Raw genomic sequence first — 4414 nt, 5'->3', positions numbered from 1 at the left:
ACATATGTTTTTGTTATCTGATCAATTTTATTGAAAAGTTGCGTGAACACTGTAAAGTCCATGGAATTCCTCTTTAATGAATTTTCAACTTTTTATATGCTTTTTAAGCATTTTCGTTGAGTTCTTTAGGATAGAATTAAAGGTCGTAGATCTTTTCAGTCTATGAGAGAAAACTGAATATTATGAACTAACCTTTGCTTTTTACGAGCATACAGGAAAAATAATACACGAAATATTGTTATAAAAAGCCTTATCTAATAAATCTTATGGTAGGCATTTTCGTGTTTTTACTATTCAAAATTTTTATGTTATGTTTGTTCTTTTGCTGTTTGATAAGTGTATATTCAGCATTGCGTAAATGTGTGACCATTTGTAGTTTTGCTGTTTCATTTTGTACCATAGCGAGCATTCCAATTATATGTGCTTGTAACTCAGCAATACTTTTTAGGTCTTTTGTTGTCTTGATTTCATTTAATAGTTCTTCAATTTGCTGAAAACGGTTGTTTGCTTCTTCAAAAGTCTTTAAACTTACGGCTTTATCAGTGATGGCTGCATATTGGCTACGCTTGTTGATAAAACTGCTAGATTCATGGACAGAGGCAGAAATCTCTTCTTCTTTTAAAATATTTTCAAGTGATGTAGATAGAGCAGAAGATTTATTTCTATTGTAGAGTGTTTCTGGATTTTTGAGAAAAAAACTGCTGTGATCTGTTTGTGCATTTTTAAGTTTTTTAGTGTCGAACTTTTCGCTTCCCGTTATAGATTCGTGTACCTTTTTTACTTCCTCAAGTTGTTTTTTTAGTGTATCGAGAAGCAGGTCAGGTGGCGCTGTCTTTTGTTGTGGAGGTTTTTTCTTTGATTTTGAACTCCCCAAAAGATTGGGCCACGTAGTTGGAATTGATATACTTAAATCCGCCGCTCCAGCGCCCCAAACCCAAGCCATTGCTGGGTTTGAAATCCCTAAAGTTATTACAACTGCTATTGAAATGCCCTTTTTTTTCATGTTTCCCTCCTGTCATTTTTTGCGTGCTGTAAGAAAATTGGTAACCATATTGCTGGATCATCACCAACTTCCGCGATAATGCTTTCGGCTAATTCTGCGTTATCGGGTGTACCTGATAACACCAAGAGCTCGTTACTAAAGTCGTGTTCGATAGTTTTTCCATCGCGTGTCAGATGGAATTTACCAAGATTCAGTTCTGCAAGCGCAGATTGATCACCTTGCTTAATGAGGAATTGGCGACTAAACTCACCAAGTCCTTTAACGAGTTCAAATTCGGTATCTGTTAGTTTAAAGCCTTTTGTATAATCTTCATAATTTGCTTTGGGGTTGGCTAGAAAAATGTAAGTCGCACACTGTTGAATGAGTGTTTTAGCAATATTACTTTCCAAGGCATCGCTAGGCTCTTGTGTTGCGTAAACAAAAATACCATTTTGTTTACGAATAGTCTTTTGTTTATTTTTCGCTAAATCTTCAAAGTACGGATCTTGCAAAGGCTTCCAAAACTCATCAAAGATATACATAAATCGCTGTCCGCTAATCATACCTTCTGTGCGGTAAAGCAAATACATCATCACTGGGGTGCGAGTTTCAAAATTATCTAAGAATTCCGTAATATCAAAGCCGTAAATTTGATGTGTTGAGAGATCAAGAGCATCATGGGGATTATCAAATAACCATCCATAATCACCACCTTCACACCATTTTAGTAAGCGAGCATGAACAGATGGGTGAGCATTATAATCACTTAAACGTGGATTTGGTAAAAATTGTACCAGAAAGGACAAACGACGGAGTGATTGGTCAATGTTACTGCTCATAACAGACATAACCGCTTTGTTAATTTCTTCGTCGTCGTGATGCGTGACTTCACCACCAGCTTCTGCCAATTTTTTAACAAATTGTTTCAGAAAAATAAGATTTTCTTGTGTGGGTGGGAGTTGGAAAGGGTTGAAACCACTTCTCCTGCCTGGCTTGAATGTTAAATATTTTCCACCCATCGCCCGAATGGCAATTTCCATGCCACGATCTTTATCAAAAACAACAGTTGTTGGACTAAATTTTTGCGCTTGTGCTAACAAAAAGCCAAGTAACACGGTTTTACCGGAACCAGATTGTCCGATAAGTGCGGTATTACCAAGTAAACGTTTATCTGTCGAGTCCTCTTCAAGTTTGGAGGCATGAAAATTGAAATAAAGCGGTGTTTTACTGGTTGTTTTAAGAATTGTGACGGCTGGTCCCCATGGGTTTCCAGTGGGTTTTCCTGACATAAAATTATGAAAAGATGAAAATGATAAAAAGTTCAATGATGTAATTGGAGCAGGACGCGGTCTCCATTTCCAATTGCCAGGAAGTTGTGCCCAATAGCCAGCTTCTATCGCTAAATCTACAGGTTTGGGCAGTACCGCAACGTCTAGTAATGCTGCACTTGCTTTGGCCATATGGTCGCGAACTTGTTGAATTGTATCACCATAGATAGTCAATGTGCAGTGGTGTTCTCCCATGACAAAATGCCCACTGATAAGCTGGTTTAGTGCTTCGTCAATTTGTTCAATTTGGCTCGTTGCCACATCTCTTGCATCAATAAGATTACGCTGATGCCGTTGTAAATAGTCTTTAGCAGCATGTCGAGAAAGCACCGAAAAGCTCTGCGTCAATACGAACTCGAAGTCACTTTCCAACAAAACATTTAATTGCCCTGGTTTGGTTGTTGCATCATATTCTTTAATTTCCAGCATTCCAAATCGACGCATTCCACTGGTTGTGCGCAGCTCACCAAGAGCACCCCATTTTGAGAAAAAAGGCCGATTGATAGACATATAGTCAGCAAAACGGTCATGGCAAATGGGCATAGGGCGATATTCACCATTGACAAGCATTCCAAGGAATTCAAGTGCAGAAGAATAAACATGCCCATTTTTTTCATAAGCACCAAGAAGTTCTGCACCGTAACGGTTTAAAGATTGGCCTAAAGTACGATTGATGTCATTGAGTTCTTTGATACATGAGTCTTGGCGCATCTTTTTTTGATCAAGCGTTTCACGTTCATGTTTAGAAAAGAACGACATAATTTTATCCGCTATCGGTTGGAAAATGACAGTCAGATATAAATCATTGACCATCAAATTATAACCAATAAAGCTTTGTCGATATTTTTCATCAAGTTGATAGCAAAACATTTGATCAAATGTTGAATCAGGATATTCATAAACACGGCGGCGCACAATATGCGTCCAAAATGATAAATTGGCTGATGCAAGACCCCGTAGAGTATTGTTAAGCTCTTTTATCCATTGAAAAATATCTTCTTCTGAAGCGCTTTGATGTGAACGCCCGTCAATTTTCCAGATTGACAAATATTCCGCATTTTTAGTGGAAATAATCGTATCTGTAATATGATGTGAATAAGGCAAAAACAGGCTTACAGGCGCCTCTGATGCAAGGCGTTTGCTGCTTTCAACAGCTGTCATGTTTATCTCCTTTTACTATAATCAGAGGGACTATAACTTGATGCGCCCCAAAAACCTTTGTTGCGATTGCGAAACTTAGTATCGATCCATAACCACCAGATACGAAACGCCTTATCATCGTTTTTAGTGATTTGCACCATAATGAACCATAATGGAGGTGCCATAATCCACAAAAAGATACTTACTGTCATAGCAATAACAGCGACCCCCATAACCATAACGATAAATGGCATCATGGGGACACCCCATATCGTTGGAACACGTGTCGCTCCTTTGAATAGGGGAAATTCTTTTTGTTCTTGTAATTTCATGGAGTGCTCTTGTCAGTGGAAATGAAATAATATGTGGCTAATATAAAAGGCTGCACCAGCAATAATGATGCTGAAGGCCCATCGCATAAATGTAGCTCTTGCGATGATGCGAAATATATAAATAAGCAAAAGTAATAAAAGAATAATGATGGCGACGATAGGAATAAGTATACTTAATCCATATTGCATCCCTATGAAGGCATCCAAGCTTTCAGTTTCCGTCTGAGCATATGCAGATTTTGTTATTAATGACATCATTGAAGTGATAATAATAACATTAATCCTGTTGCACGCCTTCGCTTGAAACGTATTTGATTGTTTCATATTCTTTATCCCCTTTTAATTAAAACTACTATAAATAATATTCCTTTTTTCAGTATGGCTACATTATTACTGGTACACACCTATAATCGACGGATATTAAAAACATTACGTATTATACTGATTCATGAATTATCTTTCAATAATATTGCAATAAGTTTGGTAGTAGAAGGCACAATAATAATACTGATTGTCTATTGTATAAACGTATCGTGTTATATTATTTATAATTAATGCCATTATTACGCTGTTTTAAATAGCAGTGAAACAAGTTGGGCTGCAGAACCTGCGATGACAACACCTATTGCCCA

General features: G+C 37.3%; 4 protein-coding genes and 1 pseudogene. All 5 read right to left on the bottom strand.

Translation table 11 applies throughout. The features are described 5' to 3' along the window. Positions 1 to 250: 250 nt before the first annotated feature. A complete protein-coding gene (locus ACFIKU_RS01830) occupies positions 251 to 1003 on the bottom strand; it encodes a type IV secretion system protein (protein WP_375656501.1) in 753 nt (250 codons plus the stop codon). Continuing rightward, positions 1000 to 3471: a VirB4 family type IV secretion/conjugal transfer ATPase gene (locus ACFIKU_RS01825; protein WP_375656500.1), complete on the bottom strand. Its 2472-nt coding sequence runs from the start codon at positions 3469 to 3471 to the stop codon at positions 1000 to 1002. The genes ACFIKU_RS01830 and ACFIKU_RS01825 overlap by 4 nt, the downstream gene beginning before the upstream one ends. A gap of 2 nt (positions 3472 to 3473) precedes the next feature. Next, positions 3474 to 3782 (bottom strand): type IV secretion system protein VirB3, encoded by a 309-nt coding sequence (locus ACFIKU_RS01820; RefSeq protein ID WP_375656499.1) that lies wholly within the window; start codon positions 3780 to 3782, stop codon positions 3474 to 3476. A 12-nt stretch (positions 3783 to 3794) separates the two neighbouring features. Then, a complete protein-coding gene (locus tag ACFIKU_RS01815; protein ID WP_375656498.1) occupies positions 3795 to 4106 on the bottom strand; it encodes a conjugal transfer protein in 312 nt (103 codons plus the stop codon). A gap of 239 nt (positions 4107 to 4345) precedes the next feature. Then, a pseudogene (locus ACFIKU_RS01810) lies at positions 4346 to 4414 on the bottom strand (conjugal transfer protein); the annotation flags it as partial.

Origin of the sequence: Bartonella sp. CM120XJJH (genome assembly GCF_042194715.1) — a bacterium.
In the GTDB taxonomy this organism is placed as follows: Bacteria; Pseudomonadota; Alphaproteobacteria; order Rhizobiales; family Rhizobiaceae; genus Bartonella.
The sequence above is the reverse complement of the archived record's forward strand: the minus strand, read 5'-3'. Positions and strand labels throughout refer to the sequence as shown.

Coding starts and splice junctions, on each gene's coding strand:
- ACFIKU_RS01830 (WP_375656501.1), bottom strand. CDS start 1,003: ATGAAAAAAAAGGGCATTTCAATAGCAGTTGTAATAACTTTAGGGATT.
- ACFIKU_RS01825 (WP_375656500.1), bottom strand. CDS start 3,471: ATGACAGCTGTTGAAAGCAGCAAACGCCTTGCATCAGAGGCGCCTGTA.
- ACFIKU_RS01820 (WP_375656499.1), bottom strand. CDS start 3,782: ATGAAATTACAAGAACAAAAAGAATTTCCCCTATTCAAAGGAGCGACA.
- ACFIKU_RS01815 (WP_375656498.1), bottom strand. CDS start 4,106: ATGAAACAATCAAATACGTTTCAAGCGAAGGCGTGCAACAGGATTAAT.